At 52.3% G+C, this 17,288-nt stretch carries 11 protein-coding genes and 1 other annotated feature; of the genes, 2 read left to right on the forward strand and 9 right to left on the reverse strand.

Annotation, left to right across the window (positions count from 1 at the left end):
* Nucleotides 1-79 precede the first annotated feature (79 nt).
* The 3 genes from ACQKPA_RS05260 to ACQKPA_RS05270 form a co-directional block, all read right to left on the reverse strand.
* The gene (locus tag ACQKPA_RS05260) at nucleotides 80-1,048 is read right to left on the reverse strand and encodes a helix-turn-helix transcriptional regulator (protein WP_427489978.1); all 969 of its coding nucleotides are present in this window, start codon (nucleotides 1,046-1,048) and stop codon (nucleotides 80-82) included.
* A gap of 306 nt (nucleotides 1,049-1,354) precedes the next feature.
* Entirely contained in the window at nucleotides 1,355-2,278 is a 924-nt protein-coding gene (locus ACQKPA_RS05265; RefSeq protein ID WP_427489980.1) for an NAD(P)-dependent alcohol dehydrogenase, read from the reverse strand.
* A gap of 165 nt (nucleotides 2,279-2,443) precedes the next feature.
* On the reverse strand, nucleotides 2,444-5,260 hold the full coding sequence (locus ACQKPA_RS05270; protein ID WP_427490278.1) for a LuxR C-terminal-related transcriptional regulator: 2,817 nt from the start codon (nucleotides 5,258-5,260) through the stop codon (nucleotides 2,444-2,446).
* Between the two features lie 211 nt (nucleotides 5,261-5,471).
* On the opposite strand from ACQKPA_RS05270, the gene ACQKPA_RS05275 reads away from it, so the two are divergent.
* Together ACQKPA_RS05275 and ACQKPA_RS05280 are read left to right on the forward strand one after the other, a co-directional pair.
* Nucleotides 5,472-6,344 carry an AraC family transcriptional regulator gene (locus ACQKPA_RS05275; protein ID WP_427489982.1) on the forward strand — a complete coding sequence of 291 codons (873 nt, stop codon included), beginning with the start codon at nucleotides 5,472-5,474 and terminating at the stop codon, nucleotides 6,342-6,344.
* Nucleotides 6,345-6,507: 163 nt separating this feature from the next.
* Nucleotides 6,508-7,578: a hypothetical protein gene (locus ACQKPA_RS05280; RefSeq protein ID WP_427489984.1), complete on the forward strand. Its 1,071-nt coding sequence runs from the start codon at nucleotides 6,508-6,510 to the stop codon at nucleotides 7,576-7,578.
* A gap of 99 nt (nucleotides 7,579-7,677) precedes the next feature.
* Here ACQKPA_RS05280 and ACQKPA_RS05285 read toward each other — a convergent pair whose 3' ends face one another.
* From ACQKPA_RS05285 to ACQKPA_RS05310, 6 genes are all read right to left on the reverse strand, one after another.
* Nucleotides 7,678-8,763 carry an NAD(P)H-dependent flavin oxidoreductase gene (locus tag ACQKPA_RS05285; RefSeq protein ID WP_427489986.1) on the reverse strand — a complete coding sequence of 362 codons (1,086 nt, stop codon included), beginning with the start codon at nucleotides 8,761-8,763 and terminating at the stop codon, nucleotides 7,678-7,680.
* Between the two features lie 303 nt (nucleotides 8,764-9,066).
* Nucleotides 9,067-10,326, reverse strand: coding sequence for a tyrosine--tRNA ligase (tyrS, locus tag ACQKPA_RS05290; protein WP_427489988.1), 1,260 nt, complete (start codon nucleotides 10,324-10,326; stop codon nucleotides 9,067-9,069).
* A gap of 91 nt (nucleotides 10,327-10,417) precedes the next feature.
* Nucleotides 10,418-10,648, reverse strand: a binding site (T-box leader).
* A gap of 118 nt (nucleotides 10,649-10,766) precedes the next feature.
* Nucleotides 10,767-11,582 carry a tetracycline efflux ABC transporter Tet(58) subunit B gene (tetB(58), locus tag ACQKPA_RS05295; RefSeq protein WP_427489990.1) on the reverse strand — a complete coding sequence of 272 codons (816 nt, stop codon included), beginning with the start codon at nucleotides 11,580-11,582 and terminating at the stop codon, nucleotides 10,767-10,769.
* Complete coding sequence (tetA(58), locus tag ACQKPA_RS05300; RefSeq protein ID WP_427489992.1) at nucleotides 11,579-12,610, reverse strand: tetracycline efflux ABC transporter Tet(58) subunit A; 1,032 nt, start codon at nucleotides 12,608-12,610, stop codon at nucleotides 11,579-11,581. The genes tetB(58) and tetA(58) overlap by 4 nt, the downstream gene beginning before the upstream one ends.
* Nucleotides 12,611-12,897: 287 nt before the next feature.
* Nucleotides 12,898-15,990 carry an S-layer homology domain-containing protein gene (locus ACQKPA_RS05305; RefSeq protein WP_427489994.1) on the reverse strand — a complete coding sequence of 1,031 codons (3,093 nt, stop codon included), beginning with the start codon at nucleotides 15,988-15,990 and terminating at the stop codon, nucleotides 12,898-12,900.
* A gap of 331 nt (nucleotides 15,991-16,321) precedes the next feature.
* Nucleotides 16,322-17,269: an ArsR/SmtB family transcription factor gene (locus tag ACQKPA_RS05310; protein ID WP_427489995.1), complete on the reverse strand. Its 948-nt coding sequence runs from the start codon at nucleotides 17,267-17,269 to the stop codon at nucleotides 16,322-16,324.
* Nucleotides 17,270-17,288: the final 19 nt, after the last annotated feature.

A 17,288-nucleotide genomic window follows, 5' to 3' on the forward strand; every position in this document is an offset into this window, starting at 1 on the left:
GTGCTATCTCCTCCCTGACGCGATCTGATGGAGTTTATTATATAACACAAACACTGACAAAGAAGGTCAGTGTTTATCTTCAGGATTGATAATATTTTAAGAGGGATTCTGCAATGTCGATCATGCCTGATTTCAGTTCCTCGGGCCCGATGATTCGAATCTTCCCGCCAAATGACAATAGGTAATAGGCAACTTGCGTGTATAACGTATGCTCATCCAGCCTGAACACCGCATGCTCCGCCGTACGTTCGACGAGGGCTTGACTGAGCAGCCAATGCGCGCATAAATCGTCCAAAGCTTGAGGGATGCCTTGGATATGTACGGAAACCAAATGAGGATTGGATTCGGAACCTTGTCCCGATAGCAAGCTGTCCAATACGTATTCCCGCGGGGAAAACGACACCGGACGGTCAAACGCGTTGTCGGTATGCCGGATATCGCTCATACGATCGACACGGAAGCAGCGAATTTCACCGCGCAGATGGCAATAGCCCACTGCGTACCATTTGCTTTTCCAATGGACGAGTCCGTAAGGATCCAGGATACGTGTTTGTGTTATACCGTCATAGCCTGTGGTGTAGTCGATCTCGAGGCTGGTTTGCCGGTCGATCCCCGCCTCGATCTCATGCAGCATGGAGGTAAGCCCGGATGATGCAGGCGGATGGATGGCCTCGATGCTGTTCTCGTGAAGCGCCAAACGCTCCAGCTGCTCCGGATTCGTATATCGTTTTATTTTGGAAACGGCTCGATTCAGCGGCTCTTCGGACGGATACCCCGCTTCCCGTGCGAATGCGGCGGCATGAAGAAGCGCCTTTTGCTCATCGGCTTCAAAAAACAGCGGCTCCAGCTTAATATGCTCCGGGATGGAGTAGCCTCCATCGCGCCCAATCTCGGATACGACAGGCACGCCGGAAATGCAAAGCGCATCAATGCACCGGTAAACCGTCCGGATATGCACACCCAGCTCCTCCGATAGTTGTTTAGCGGTCATTCTTCTTCGCGATTTCAGCAGCCATAGAATAGCCAGCATATTATCGGCTTTAGACATCGTATGCAGCAGCCCTTCCCTTGGAATTCATATATGTGATCACATTATATATCACTCCTAGTAGAAGGTTTAGAGATTTCTCTTGCTCTAATCAGGATGGTAATCACCGATTCCCCACATTCCGATGAGAAAAGCCGACCCTCTGCAGGCTCGGCTAGTAAATGAGTACTCATCGTGCGCACGGTACGTGGTCCATGGCATGCTTGAATGTCTGTCTATATCCTTGAATGGCTGTCTATATCCTTGAATGATGCCTTGCTTCATCAGCTGTCATAATCATGCCCCGCCGTGAATGATGACTGTTCCTCAATGATCATGCCCCACCGTAATGACGACGCTGCCCCTCTTCCGTCCTTCATCTACGTACCGGTGCGCCTCGGCCATTTGCTCCAATGCATACCTTCTGTCGATGACCGGCTTGATCTTCCCCGTTCCCAGCAGCTCCGCTAGCAATCTCAGATCCTCCATCAGCACCTTGGCCACCCCTTGCCCTTCAACGGTTACATAGCTCCCGCCCGGGGTGAGCAAATGCTTGCATCTGGATTTCGGCAGTTTACCGACCGCATCCAGGATGATGTCGTATCGCGCTCCGCTTGTCGTCAAATCCTCTTTTGTATAATCAATGACCCGATCGGCTCCGAGAGACCTCACTAGCCCCACATTCACGGTACTGCAAACGCCGGTTACCTCTGCTCCATAATGCTGCTTAGCAAGCTGTACGGCTAACGTCCCCACCGCACCGGACGCTCCATAAATCAGCACCTTGTGCCCCTGCTGAATATTACCTTTTCTAAGAAAATGCAGGGCCGTCGTTCCTCCGAAAGATACGGCGGCGGCATCGTCATAAGTCACATGATCGGGCTTTAACAGCACTAACGCATCTTCATGCATGCTGATATACTGGGCATACGTGCCGAATCGCATTCCCCTGAATGCCAAGACCTGATCGCCTACCTTGAATCGCGTAACATCCCTGCCAATGGCTTCTACTTCCCCCGCCAGCTCCACCCCGAGTATCGGTTGTCTTGGCTTTCTCAGACCCAGCACGAGCCGCATAGGAATCCTGTACAAAAGAGGACTGCGAAATCCCCGCACGCGGCAATCCCCCGAATTGACGGTGGTTGCATAAATTTTGATCCGAATTTCGCGATCCTTTGGGATCGGCTTCTCTACCTCTTGCAGCTGTAAAACATCCGGTGCTCCATAAGCGGTGCATACCATTGCTTTCATGGGTTCCCTCCAAACTGGCATTTGCAATCAGTATATCTGCCGCCAGGTAGTGGAACGTAGATACTTAAGTATGGTTTTCTTATGAACAACAGTATGGTTTTCTCATGAATAGCGGTATTGGAAGGGGGATAGCTATGGATGTATATCTATACTACGATTGTCACCTTATAGTAAACCCAGCTCTCGCGCTCGCGCCACTGCTTCGGTACGGCGCGTGGCCTGGAGTTTATCAAAAATCATCCGGTTATGCCCTTTCACGGTGGAGAGCGTAACAAAAAGCCTCTCGCTAATCTGACGATTCGATAACCCCTCGGCAATGAGACGCAGAACCTCCATTTCCCGCCGGCTTAGCGGCTCAATCAGAGAATCCGCAGACTGAACAAACCCTGGGACGAATACTGATGTGACTCCACGTTCCTTTCTTTCAGCTTCAAATGCATGCAGCAGTCGCTCCAGGTAGTCATGGATGGGCCATAACAGCTTCTGCTCCGGCCCGTCTACAACTCCTCTTAAGGGCAGCTGCTTCGGTTTGTCTACATCTTCTCTTAACAGCTTCTGATTCGGTTTGCTCACAGCTTCCCTTAATGGCTTCTGATTCGGTTTGCTCAAAGCTGCTGCGTTGATCATTTCCCGCATCGGCTCCCCTTCATCGATAAACATCCGGATGAATCCGCCCGGCTCGCCCATCTCCAGCACATCCGCAATAACCTGTGCCGCTCTCCGTTTCTCCCCATGGACGTGAAAGGCCAAAGCCTGCAGCACCATCACCTTAAGCTGTTCGTTCACCCATTCCTTAACTTCCATATCCGTCCGCAGTTGTTCGAGGATCACCAGCGCTGTCGCCGTATCCCCCTGTGCCAGCAGCACTCTGGCTAGGCTTAGCTTGAGCTCAAACCTCTGGGCAAGCTGCAACGCTGAACTGACATCCCCTTGCTGCAGCAGGGCAAGCACCTGTGCCTCGGCAATATGGGGCAGCTGATGCGTGAAATGATGCTGACGGGCGAAGTGATCCGCCTTGGTTAACATGGCAGCCGCTTCGCTCACCGCTCCCCGTGTAAGCTTCAGCCTTGCGAGAAACACCTCGCAGGCCACGCCCCTGTCGATATGCTCGAACTGCCCGGCCAAGCGGAGGGCCTGCTGCCCATGCTGTTCCGCGGCATCCAGATCATTCCACTCGCTGCATATTCGGGCCAATCCCAGATACGCTTCGCAGGCTGCCGGCAGCGGAGGATCACCAGCCAAATCCAGAACGCGGCGATACGTCTCGGCCGCTGCATATAATTGATTCTCCGCTTCCTGAATCATTCCGAGTCCGAGCGTCGCCATCATGTTAATCATGATGTGCCCAATCTTCTGACTGATGGTCACGGCTTCCTGATACGCCTTGCCAGCCGCGGCCCGATCCCCCTGCAGCAGGTAGGCGTATCCCAGCGTCCATATCGTGGCAGTACGGACGGGCAGATTATACGAACTCAAGAATTCCAAGGCCCGGCGCGATTCCGCCATGATGGTTTCCGTCTGATGTTTACTGACAGCAATCGTGGCACGAATGGAGGCGATATGTCCTATAAGATCCCGGGTATATTCGTCCTCCGCAGCTTGCAGATAGGTTTCGGCGGCTCGAAGTTTAGGTTCGATACCGGTCATTTGACCGACCATTAACATGGCGGAAGCATGCATGACATGTAGCGCGGGCCTTGCATCCATCTCCTCCTTAGGCAAGGAATCCAGCCAATGGAGCACAGGTCCAATGGCTCCACGGAAGATCAAAGGTATCCCCTCCCCTTCAATGAGGCGTGTGGCGCGATCCACATCCTGAGCGGCAATCGCATGCTGGAAAGCTTCCAGCAGAAGAGCTTGATGTTCATGCCATTCGCTGGCACGACGATGCAATTCGGACACATCCCTCTCTCCGCCAACCGCAGAAGAACCCATTCGGGTTAGACGCTGCCGAAGCGCATCCGAGAACAAATGGTGATATCGGTACCACTGCCTCTCCTTGTCCAGCGGAACGATGAACAGGTTGACGCGCTCCAGGTACTCCAGGGTTTCTTGCCCGGAGATGGCGTTCAGCGGAGAATCACGAGCTTCGCTCCGCAGAACGTATTCACACAATGGACCACACAACCGCTCAAGAATGGAGGTGCTCAGCAAAAAATCCTGAATACCCTCGGGCAGCTGCTGCAGCACTTCTTCAACCAGATAGTCCAGTACGTCACGGTGCTTGCCGCCGAAGGATCGGATAAAGGTGGCGGCGTCGTGATGGCCCTGCAAGGACAGCGCCGCTAATTGCAGGCCGGCAATCCAGCCCTCCGTTCGCGATTCGAGGAGCGCTGCATCCTCGGCCAACAAATCCAGTTCCATGGAGCGGCGCAGAAATTCAGAGGTTTCATCGGATGTGAAGCGCATGTCCGATGTCCGTACTTCCGTCAACTGGTCCCGGGCACGCAGCCGGGCCAAGGGCAGATCGGGATCCTGGCGGCTGGCGATAACCACATGCATCTGCTGCGGCATGTGCTCGATGAGAAAATCAAGAGCGCTGTCTATCGCTTTGGAATCCAACACGTGGTAATCGTCAAGAACCAGAATGAACTGATTCCGAAGGGCCGCTATGTGGTTAAGGATGGCCGTGATGATACCTTCGAGCGGCAGAGGAAGAGGGGACGGCGCTTGGAGTTTGCTCATGACGCCCTCTCCGATTTCAACTCCGACGGTTTGCAGGGCGGCCACAAGATAAGCCAGGAATCTTGCTGGCTCACGATCCCCCTCCTCCAAAGACAGCCAGGCGACGGGCAGCGAGGAGTCTTTGATCCATTGGCTGAGCAGCGTAGTTTTACCGCAGCCTGCAGAGGCGGAAATCATAGTGAGCCTGCGCTGCAGACGCAGCCCCCCGTTCAAACGCTCGATCAGGCGGGGGCGAAGAACAGCCCTCGCTCGGGGAGAAGGTACATACAATTTTGTAGACAAAATAGGCGTGGACATCATAACCCCCGTTATGCCGTCATTGCAGCATTTTTTAACATATATATTATGATACAGTGTTCGACAGCCTCCCGGTTTTCCCTCTTGTGCGCGATATTCGCTCGCTGAAGTCAATCGCAGAAGCATGTTCTGCAGGGTTAGGCATACGATGTATCCGAAATGCTGGAAGCTCTGTAATTGAACCCATCATTCATGCAAAAGGAGGTTTCAGATGAAAATTCACCATTCGATTCCCTGGCGTGACAATCTGTATCTGTTCAACTATCGAAGCGTACATACCGAGCCGGTGGAATATTTTCATTATCATGAAGGGTTGGAGATTCTGTACATTCACGAAGGCGCCGGAAGATATATCGTCGATAATCAAACGTACTCGCTGAAGCCCGGCACCTTGGTGTTGATTAAACCTTTTCAAATTCACCATATTAAAGTCATCGTACCGCCGAATTACATTCGCAGCCTGCTGAAAATCAAAGCCTCCGTCATCGAGCGTTTTCTCACCGCACTCCCACAGTTAACAACCACGGTTTCACAATTGCTGGAGCATCCGTGGTCCAATCAGGTGTTTCATCTGTCGTCCAAGGATTCCATGTATTTGGAAAATCAGTTTCTGCAATTGCATGAAATGCTGGCCAGCGTTCCGCCCAAGGTTCAGAAGGAAGTTGTTGCCTTGTTTTTATTTCATTTCTTCACCTACTTCAATAGCCATATTTACCCGCCGGATCGTAGCGGGGGCTTCAAGTATCCTGCTCCCGCTGCTTCGATCGAGCCTGTCGGCGCCATGGTAAGGTGGATCGGCAAGCACTATCATCTATCCTTCACGATTAACGAAATGGCTGCGGAGCTTCATTTCTCTCCCAGTTATTTGTCCAAGCTGTTCAAAGAGCAGATGGGCATGACCATCATCGAATATACGAACAACAAGCGCTTGGAGGAAGCCAGAACGCTTCTTGGCTTGCCGTCTCTGACAATCGAAGACGTCAGTAAACAGACCGGATTCAACTACCCCTCGTATTTTATCGCCATGTTCAAAAAAAAGTACGGTTTGACGCCTCTTCAGTATCGAATGCAGACGAAATTATGATATTTTCAAGCAGCAATGTGGTATGGGGATTGGATTATAATTAGAGCGCTTAAACAATGATTCTAATCCTGGTCAAGTGAGGTGATGTGTTCCGCACAGAAAAAACGCAAGGTAAAAAATGCGACGGTACGATGAATAGTGTCCAAAATAGCGGGGAGGTTTCATGATGATCAAGCCATCATTCAAGTTTGGCATGGTATCTTTATTTTGCTTCATGCTTGTATTCGCATTCTACCCTGGTCACATTGTAAAGGCGGCAACCAAAACGGTCCCGGCCGGTGACGTCGCGACGCTGCGGAGCTACCTAGCCAGCGCGAATCCCGGTGACATTATTGAAGTATCCGGGACCTACTCGGTGTCGGATGGAACCATTGCAACCTCCCGGAACGGATCGTCAGGCAATTACATTACGATTCGCGGCACGGGCATCGGAGTCACCTTTCATTTCACCGCATCGGCAGGCAACGCGGCTTTCCATATCAAGAACAGCTATTATAAGCTGGAGAATGTGACGATCAACTCCAACTCCAAATCAAACAAAGGCCTGCTGATTGAGGCCTCTCACGGCTACGTTACCAACGTAACGGTCAAAAATACGACGGCAGAAGCGTTCAAGATTCGGAAAAACAGCCAGTACTGGCTTGTCTCGAACAGTACCGCCCATAGCGCGGGGCAAGGCGGGAAGTTCGGCGAGGGCTTCTATGTGGGGGATGCCGATCAAAACTGGACCACACTGCCAAATCCGGATCGAAGCGGATATATTACGTTCCTGAATTGCAGCGCCATACAGACCAAAAACGACGGCTTTGATTTCAAAGAGGGCACGCATCATATCAAAGTGATTGGCAGCACGGTTGACTTTCAGAATACGGTGCCGGAATCGACCGTGGGCAACAACGGAATATTCATGCGGGCCAATGACGTACAGATTATCAACACCACGGTCAAAAACAATGCAGCCACGGGTCAGGCGTTCAGAACTAGCAAAACCACGGCCTCGGACGGAGTGTCCTACGGAAGCAATCTGGAGCTTAAGAAAGTAACCGTATCCAATATGTCGGGAGCGATGATTTACACGAACTATACTTCAAACAAATTGTATACCGACTATACGATGACCGGCGTTGCCGGGGGACTCTACGCTTCCGGCTCCAAAACAGCGACTTCTTCCAATCCGTCCTCCTTCGTGGAGATGACGTGGAGCGGCGAAGGCGGAGATACTTACGGCTTCTAGCAAAAAGATATGCAGGCCACCTTAAGGGTTTTCTTCAGGTGGCCTGCTGCTTCATGTTTTCCTAAGCGCATAGCGTAATCCGCTCTCATCTCCAATGAATCACGAAGAAAATGGGCAGAACAACAGTGCTTCCCGGATCGTCTCGGCCACAATATCCGCTGCCGTTTGTCCCGAAGTAAGGCCTCTGGTGCCTTGTCCCGCCCACAATGACATATACTCCGGATTGTTTTGGCGATTAGCCGCGTTTCGGATGTCGCGGGTTACCGTATTCTGCGTAGGAAAAGGCAGTGGCTCTATACCGCTCTCGTCCCATTGCCTGATGAATGTATTGCGGATGCCCCTTGCAGGCCGGCCCGAGAACGCTTGGGTGATCACCGTGCTCTCTTCCGTACTCTGAAGCAGCGCTTGCTTGTAAACCTCATGCGCACCCGATTCAACCGCCGTCAGAAATCGCGTCCCCATCTGAACGCCTTGGGCTCCAAGAACAAGCGATGCCGCGAGTCCGCGTCCATCCATCACGCCTCCGGCGGCAATCACGGGAATCTTGACGCGATCCACAATTTGCGGTACCAAGGCAAACGTTCCGATTTGGGCACCCATCGGGTGCTCCGAAATATCAAACGTTCCACGGTGTCCGCCCGCTTCGCTGCCTTGGGCAACGACGGCATCACACCCTGCCTGCTCAGCCAATATGGCTTCACGGACCGTGGTTGCCATCGCAACAACCCGAAGCTTGGCCGCTCTCGCTTGCTGCATATGAGGCTCATCCAGAATCCCGAATGCCGTACTAATGACGGGCACCTTCTCTTCGATCAGAACCGCGAATTGCTCCTCGAACCAATCCGGGGTAGTTACGAGATCCTTGCCTGCATGGGGAATGCCAAGGTCATCCCGCATCCGGTTTAGCTCCTGTTGAACTTCTCCGATTCGCTCTTGGCCATCCGGGGCACTGGGCGCAAAAAGATTGACGGCAAAAGGCTGATCCGTCCGCTTGCGGATCTCCTGAATACTGTCGCGAATGGCAGCCGGCTCCATATAAGCCGCACCCAGTGTCCCGAGTCCGCCTGCGTTGGATACGGCGGCGACCAGCTCAACTGTCGTCGGTCCCCCGGCCATTCCTGCCTGAAAGAGCGGATAACGGATTTGGAACAGCTCGCACAGCTCGGTCTGCAGTTGAATGTTCATGATATCATCTACCTCCTTTAACACTACAGATATTATCCTATTAAAAGAGAGAAACTTTCAAATAAAAATAACGCCAATCGACGAACCCTCTCTGGACAGAGCTCATATAGCAAATGTTTACTGGCGAGATCAGGAGGGTAAGCCTCCGAGGTTATTCTTTCCCATCTCTAGTAAAAAGGCCAATCAGAAGATTCTGCCTAACCTGGTAATGTAAAAGCCGCTAAGCACATGAAACGTGTTTAGCGGCTTTTTACGGGTGTTTTCGTCCGGGGAGACCGTTCTCCTCGATGGTTATACCGTCTTCTAGGACATTTTCACCAAGCTGTAGTTTTTCTTGCCTTTGCGAATGATGATGAACCGGCCGCCAATCGCTTGGTCGGCTGTCACCTCGTGACCGACATCGCTGATACGCTCGCCGTTCATCGAGATGGCGCCTTTGGTAATATCCTCACGAGCTTGCCGCTTGGAAGGCTCGATGCCCAGATCCACAAGCCAGTCCACGATATTCTTCGTTTCCGGCGTGGCTTCGAATGTCGGCATCTCCTTAAATCCCTGTTCGATCTCATCGGCCGTAAGGGATTTAATATCGCCGCTGAACAAAGCCGCCGTAATGCGCTTGGCCTGCTCCAGCATCTCTTCGCCATGCACGAATCTCGTCATTTCCTCAGCCAGCATTTTTTGCGCTTCGCGTTTATGCGGCTCGCTCTGCACCTTTTCGGCCACATCGTCAATTTGCTCTTTGGTCAAGAAGGTGAAGTACTTCAGGTATTTCACAACGTCGCGGTCGTCGGTGTTCGCCCAGAACTGGTAGAACTCGAACGGCGTCGTTTTGTTCGGGTCGAGCCAGATCGCGCCGCCGGCCGTTTTGCCGAACTTCGTGCCGTCGGCTTTCAGCATGAGCGGTATGGTCAGGCCGAACGCTTTTGCTTCGGGTCCTTCCTTCTTCCGGATCAGATCCAGGCCGCTTGTAATGTTGCCCCATTGGTCCGATCCGCCGATTTGCAGCTGCACGTCCTCATGCTGGTACAGATGCAGGTAGTCGACCGACTGCAGGATTTGGTATGAGAATTCCGTAAACGAAATCCCGCTGTCAAGCCGGCTCGCAACCACGTCCTTCGCCAGCATCGAGTTAATGCTGAAGTTTTTGCCGTAATCGCGCAGGAATTCGATAATGTTGATTTTATGCGTCCAGTCGTAGTTGTTAACCATGCGGATTTGATTGTCACCCTCGGTTACGAAGAGTTTTTTCATTTGTCCGGTCAACGCGTCAACGTTAGCTTGAACCTGCTCCAGCGTCTGCAGGGATCGCTCGGTTTGACGTCCGCTTGGATCCCCGATGGTGCCTGTCGCGCCCCCGATCAGAATGACCGGACGATGGCCGGCAAGCTGGAAGCGTTTGAGCATGATGAAGGGAATCAGGTGACCGATATGCATGCTGTCGCCCGTTGGGTCCACGCCGCAGTACAGCGAGATGGATTTTTCATTCGTAAGCTCCCGGAGGCCTTCGGCATCCGTCTGTTGGTTAATCGCATCGCGCCATTCCAGTTCGTCGATAATATTCACAGTGTTAACACTCCTTTTAGTTCAGTAATTTCCTTATAACGAAACGTCCAACTCGTTGAAAAACAAAAAATCGCCCCTTGTCTGTTATAGACATAGGGACGATTATTAACCGTGTTACCACCCAGATTGCACGAATGATCTGCACGCTGCCGCGCGTCATTCATGCCGCTCATTAGACGAGATATCGTTCGTCGTTTCCGCTCGGCATTACCCGAGATACTCCAGAGTGTAATTCGCCGCCTTGGTGTGTACCGGGTTCCATCCCCCCCCGGCTTTCTAGAACAGGGACCAAGCTGCTACTGGGCTCTTTCAACGTATGTCGCTTATAAGATTACAGACAGTATAGTGAATTCATAAATCAATGTCAACCTGCGTTTCGGACGGAAGTCCTGCTTTCCCCGGCAGCATGGGTAAACGCCGTTAGGCGAGCCCCCTTGGTATCAAGTGCGGCGCATGTAAGCACGAACCGTAATGGGAGCAAAGATGGCCACAATGACCGCGGCGCCAACCAAGGAAATCGTCAGATCCCAGCCCACGATGCCAGCGTTGGTGAGATCCCGAACGGCAGTCACAAGATGCGAGATCGGATTCATATTGACGAACCACTGCAGCCAGCCCGGCATCGTATCCACCGGCACGAACGCGTTGGAGAGAAACGTAAGCGGAAACAGCACGATCATCGATATCCCCTGCACGCCGGAGGCGGATCTTGCAATCACGCCGCAGAAAGCAAAGATCCAGCTAATGGCCCATGAGCACAAAATGACGACCACCCCCGCAAGAGCAACATAACCCAAGCCGCCCTCGGGCCGATACCCCATAATATATCCCATCGTAAAGGTAAGCACTGTTGCAATGGTATACCGAATCGTATCTGCCAGCAGCGCACCAGCCAGCGGTGCGATGCGCGCAATCGGCAGCGATTTGAATCGGTCGAATACGCCTTTATCCATATCCTCGCGCAGCTGAACGCCTGTGACGACGGAGGTCGTAATCACGGTCTGGACGAGGATGCCGGGAATGATGACGGGCAAATAACTCGCCACGTCACCGGAGATGGCGCCCCCAAAAATATAAGTGAACATCAGCGTAAAAAGAATGGGCTGAAACGTGACGTCAAACAACTGCTCGGGCGTGCGCCGGAGCTTCAGCAGCCCGCGGTAGGCCATCGTCAACGAATTTCGGATCGTCTGACCCAAACTCGTGCGGTTCTTAAGCTGACGTTCCGTCCCAGGCTGAATCATGGTGCTGCTCATACCCGTGCCACCTCTCTATCATTGGTTTCATAAGACCCTTGGGCAGCGTCTTCCTTCACGCCGTGGCCTGTGATTGTCAGGAATACCTCATCCAGGGTCGGCTTCTGCACGCTCATCTCGGACAAGCCGATTCCTGCCGTTCGCAGCTCGATCAACAGGTCTGTAACAAGACCCGCATTAGCCATCGGCGCCGTTATCTTTCCGGCTTCGGGCGATACATTGGCATGGACGCCTAACACTTGTTCCACGGTATGACGGGCGCGATCCATGTCAACCGAATCCTGGACAGTCAAATGCAGCGAGGAAGTGCCTACCGACATCTTCAGTTCATCGGCCGTACCCTCGGCCACAACCCGGCCGTAATCGATAACGGCGATGCGGTCTGCCAGCTGGTCCGCCTCCTCCAGATACTGCGTGGTCAGCAATACCGTTGAACCGGTATTCACCAATCGGCGGATCGTATCCCACATCTGGGAACGCGTCCTTGGATCGAGCCCCGTCGTCGGTTCATCGAGGAAAATGAGCGGCGGCTGGGCAATCAGGCTTGCCGCCAGATCCAGCCTTCTCCGCATGCCGCCGGAGAAATTTTTTAGCGGCCGCTTCGCGGCTTCCGACAAACCGAATTCCTCCAGCAGCTTATCCGCCTTGCGCCTTGCCTCCTTACGCCCCAAACCAAGCAAACGGGAGAATATAATCAGATTCTCCGTAGCGCTGAGCGTTTCGTCCACCGACGCGTATTGGCCGGTTACCCCGATCAACTGACGGACAATCTGCGATTCCGCCTGCACGTCATGTCCGAAGATTCGGGCAGAACCCGCATCCGGTTTTAGCAAGGTTGCCAGCATCCGGATGGTGGTTGTCTTGCCTGCCCCATTCGGACCAAGCACACCGTAAATCGTTCCGGTACGCACGTTCAGATTCACGCCGTCCACGGCGCGGTTATCGCCGAATGTTTTGACCAGCCCGTAAGCCTCAACGGCCAAATCGCCCGGGTTAGGCTCTATTTTCTTTCTGTATACATGCTCCATGATGATTTCCTCCTCCTCTTTGCTATTGGATGATTGAATCGTAACACCCCTATTTAAACGGAATGTAAACCGGAAGATGAATGGGCCGGACTGCAAAGGTGCGAAGAAATATATGGAGCGCTGCGAGCTCGGTTAATGAAGGGCAGGCTTAGTTAGCCGACACATGATTGGTTTGAATAAGTATGGAATAAAAACCCCCCGGTCAACGCGCTTCACGCGATCCGGGGGGTTCGAGAATCCTATGCTCTGAAGACCTTTGGCTGGCAGAAGCCGCCATTTCATCCTATTTACCTGAGTATCATGACACTGCCGCCTTGTGCGGGTCTTTTCATTTCCATAGCCCGAAGGAGAAGGACCACGGCCTCAGCACGGGTTACTTCATTCTGAGGCAGAAAGCTCCCACCCGGATAGCCCGTGAGGACTCCCTGCTCCGACAGTGCCACTGCCGCTTCCCAGGCCCATGAGGAAATGCTGTCCTGATCGATAAATGCCGGCGTTCCTTCCCCTGCAGACAATCCCGTCCACCGCATGACCATCACGGCCATCTGCTCACGTGTTATCGGGTCCTTCCCAGCGAAATATGTTGGCGTATACCCTTCGATGATCCCGTGGGCTTGGGCAGTCGCAATCCTGTCTTGCGCCCAGTGGCCTTTTGTGTCGGAGAATGCATGACCGCTCCTCTCGTCCAGGTTGAAGGCACGGACAAGCAGGGATACAAATTCCGCTCTGGTAATGGGACGGTCAGGTTTAAAGGTACCGTCTAAATAGCCGCTAATTACTCCGATTCGAGCCCATTGGTTAATCATGTCCTTAGCCCAATGCCCATCAAGATCGGTAAAACTCGTCTCAGGAGTACCCTCGACTTCCTTTTTAACCTTAGTAGCAATCACCGCAAATTGGGCCAAATGATCGATCGTGCCGGCCACGGTCCCCTGGTCCCAGTCCACTTTGATGTTCTTTAGTTCGACCCATTCGTTCGTTTTTTCGTTGAGCCAATACAGACTCACGGTATCTTCTTCATTGTTAAGAGCATCGGTTCCAAATTCCAGGTTGAGGGTGACCGCTTTGTGAAAAGCTCCATTCCAATTCTTCGTAATTTCGATCACTTGGCTGACAAGTCGCTCGGATTCAGTCAATGGAAATGCGCTCGTGTCTTCGATTACCTTAAAGTTGAGACAGAAGGTTACGTTCCCCACACTCTTCGGAATAATAATCTTACCCTTAGGAAACAGAATCGTTCTACCTTCGGTTCCTTTAACGCATGTATTGCCCAGCAGATCTTCGTTACCTCCACTCACCACGGAGCCGTTACTTCCACCTGAACCTCCATCCCTGCTTTTTTCAAGAACGGTGACTTGGGCAACTGCATGCAATTCGTTCGGGTTGATAATGCCGTCCGGCAACTCCAAGGAGCCCTTGAAGGTGTAAGTGCCTGCTTGCCGGCCATTATACACCGGTTCTCCATGATCCCAGGTCACATTCATTTTAGCCGTGCCGCCATGGTTTAATCCTGCCTCCACCTGCTTAGGAAGAGTAATGGCGGATTTCTGGGTACCGTGGCTTACCTGGATGGTTGGAATATCGCTCATCTTAACGATAAACGGTTGGCCTACCGTTACATTGATCGTTGCCTTCAAACGGTCCGGATTCGCCACATCTTCCGGTAAATTCACCAAACTGCCCGTAAAGGTATAGATGCCCGGAGTGGCAGGCTGATACGAATGATTCTCGTCAGCCAAGGTCCATTCCACCGCAGCGGCTCTCGTCAATTGACCAGGGCTCAACGTGACTTGGACTGTGTCCGGCAGGCCTATTTCATCAACAGGCGTCCCGTTAGCAACCGTTAACGCATCAGGCTGTATGACACCGGTAACGGTATACGGATTGACAATGACTTCGACCTGGGTGGTATCGCCGTGCAACGTGACGCTAATCACCGCTCTCCCTGGAGCTTTTGCTGTAATCTGTCCTTCTTGATCAACGTCAACGATAGATTCTCCCTCGCTGACAGCATAGCCAGCGATATTCGTTGCGATATACGACGACTGTCTTTGATGATTGGCGGTCACAACCATTTGAGTGCTGTTCCCGACGTCCAACGTTTCAGAAGCCATCGCAACAACGGCTCTTTCAAACGGGTCCTCCCATTGCAGAAAAGGCAGCGTCTGCCCGTTATACAGGTACCAGGTATCCTCAAAATCCCACTGGTCATATATGGCATGCTGTTTCAATTCTTCCTCGGTCACCGGCGTTCCTATCCCATTGTCAGGAGGGGCTGTATTATACGCACTCGTATTCCAATAAGACGAATCCACCGAGCCATTGTTGATCCCGACCAGCCCCCCGATACCGTCTCCTGCTCCTGATATGGTTCCGGAAAAGTAAGTGCCGATAATCATGCCGCTGTCCAAATTAATGCCCACCAAACCGCCGGAGATCTGTCTCGTATTCACGGTTCCCTTGGCATACGAAGAATGAATCCGGCCGCTATTTCGTCCTGCGAGGGTCCCAACGTTATCATCTCCAGAGACCTGTGCCGAAGCATAGGAGCTGCTCATATCACCGCCATTCTCTCCTGCCAGACCTCCGACGCCGACTAATCCCGCTACCGTCCCTGAGAAAGATGACCCGTTAATTATGCCGTAGTTCATTCCTGCCAAACCGCCGGAATAATGGGATCCATCTACACTACCCGTCACATGCACTTCTCGGATCGTGCCGTAGTTTATTCCCGCAACCCCGCCTGAACTCCAATGATAATAACTTCCTACGCCTACCCTCACGTCTTCAAGAATGACATTTTTAATAATTCCGCTGTCACCGACGATACCAAACAAGCCCAAGAGACTCCAATAACGAGCGCCTATCCCCAATCCGGTAATATGATGCCCTTGCCCGTCGAATGTCCCACTGAACCTGGCCGAGTCAGTCCCGATCGGTTCCCAGCCTTCTATCGTAGCATACCCTGACAGATCAATATCTTGAACTAATTGGTAGTGGGCCTCAAGGTTATTCCGGACAGCGTTTAACTGCTCAGCTGTCTCAATGAGGTAGGGCTGCTCCAGTGAACCGTCTCCTCCTGCAAATAAACCGAACGCACCGATATCCGCAGTCTTCGCTTGCATGGTGCCATCATCCTGCGCGGACACTTCCTCTTCCGTTCCGGTTGAGAGAGGTTCGTCAGGTCCGTCCTCTTCTGCCTTCACAGCTTCTCCTTCATCTGAAGGCAGATTCACATTTCCATGATCCCCGGTTGACGATAGCGAGCTTTCCGTGCCTTCTGCCGATACCTCGTTGACAGGCGGCATACCGGACCCCATCAGGACTGCCGTCAACACGAAAACCAGGAAGCTAGGCCACCATTGTCGTTTGTTTTTCATCTTTTTCTTTCCTCCCCCAGAGATGACCGGGACTAATTCCGTGTTCTCTGTACGCGTTCAAATCTTTTTTCACTTGCTGATGCTGCAGGACTTTGATCCATTAACTAGTGTAATATAATTAAAAAACCAGCAATGTTTCATTTTTGTTTCAAACTATAAACAGGAACGAGGCGTGCGTGACCGCGGAATCCAGATGGCTCGCCCCTAACGGATCGAAGCCTGCTCCGTACACTGACCATAAAAATGGCAGTACAGAATAATTTTCTGTACTGCCATTTATGGATATGGACGGCATGGTGCCAACAGATCATGCGAGCATGCGACCATGCAGCTAAAGGTCTTCCTCATCCTGATCCATCGTATATTTTATCTGCATGATGATATTCTGTTCGTGATCTCCAAACTGGCGGCCGAACAGATTCAGCCCTCCTTGATTCACGGCATCGGGTTTGATGCCGATGCGCAGCCGCAACTTGGGGCTCGCGGCGATATTCAGCTGATCCAAGGTAACGCTCGATACCTTCTCCATGTCCAGCGTCGTCTTCTCATCATCGACGCGCCATGTTTTGAGAAACCCGTATTGCGTTGCCCAATCATACCACCAATTCGGGTTCAGCTTGCCTCGCCGATCCCCGAAATCGCCGGGGCTTGTCCACATGCCGATCTCCACGCCATTAACCCACACCGAAATATTCGAAGGCCAGTTATGATCATAATTGGGGGCCTCGGAGCACATCTCCATGGACAGTTCAAGCGACTCGATGCGGGCTCCGGCCGGAATATCCATCGGCATCAAATATTCCAGATATCCCTTGCGAAGCCAGATGATCTGGGCATTGACATGTTTGGGATGGTAAAAGCTCGCCGGCTCGTCTTCCTTTATGATATACCCGTCGGCATTCGCCATTCCGCATGTAGGCGATACTTCGCAATCGCTGTAATGGCCGATCGGCATATCGACTTCATAAACATGCGTAACTCCCTTGGGGACCGAATTCTTCAAATTCAACGCAATATGGATATCATCATAATTCCGGCTGCACACCTTCATTGCGCCGCGCGAAGCCGGAAGCAATTCCGTATTGATTAACTCGGCCGCTTCCAGCACTTTGATATTGCTTGCCACCGTCGAAACGGGAAGGTTGAGTTTCTCGGCGATTTCGATGATATTCAAATTTTTGGAATTCAAAAGCCTCAGAATATCAACCCGAGAACGCGTTGACAGGGCATGAGCTACCGTGACCAGTCTTTCCGGGTCGTTAAAACCAAGTTCCAGCACAAATCCGCTCTCCTTTAAA

Source organism: Paenibacillus sp. NPDC093718, from assembly GCF_050279985.1.
Classification (GTDB): domain Bacteria; phylum Bacillota; class Bacilli; order Paenibacillales; family Paenibacillaceae; genus Paenibacillus_AQ.